Origin of the sequence: Rhizobium sp. 18055, assembly GCF_902706285.1 — a bacterium.
Lineage (GTDB): Bacteria > Pseudomonadota > Alphaproteobacteria > Rhizobiales > Rhizobiaceae > Rhizobium.
Map to the genome: position 1 here is coordinate 1 of NZ_CACSKD010000146.1, position 542 is coordinate 542.

Annotated in this window: 1 protein-coding gene; it reads right to left on the reverse strand. The window is 73.8% G+C overall.

Annotation, left to right across the window (positions count from 1 at the left end):
- Positions 1-440 (reverse strand): hypothetical protein (locus GVL52_RS28435; RefSeq protein WP_160012697.1); only part of this gene is annotated, 440 nt, incomplete at its 3' end.
- Positions 441-542 lie beyond the last annotated feature (102 nt).

Here is a 542-nt window from a genome sequence, read left to right on the forward strand (position 1 = left end):
GGCAGATACCGGGCCGGCTGGGGCACGGCCTCCTGCTGCTGCAAGGGCTCCACGCCCTGCATCCGCCAGTCCAGATACTGGAGTTCCGCGTCGAGATGGGGCAGGGACGTGCCTTCCCGAAGGGCCTGGGCGATCTGGCCTTCCAGCCGGTGCAGGGCCGCCTCTTCGGCGTGCCGGTCGGGATGGTTGCTGGCCCGCGCCAGCAGGTCATTGACCTGGCGGTGGGCCTGCCGCAGACCCGCTCCGCTGTCGGGCCGGGAGGCCCTGCGGCTTCGCAAACCGCCGAGCAGGCCCCCGCGGCCCGGGTCGGCGTTCGAGCCCCGCTGCGGCGGGGTTTCCTGTATCCGGCCGGCCGTCCGCGAGCGGGACGGCAGCGCGCTGGTGGAGGCGATGCCTCCGGTGCATGCGTTGCCCATGGCGATGGCTCCCAAATCCGGCATGATGGCCCGCCGCGCAGGCCGGCGGCGCCTGGCCGCGAAGCTACGCCAGGAAGGGCGAAGAAGGGGGCTGTCCGAACCGTCTGCCGCAGGCCGTCGGGCGGC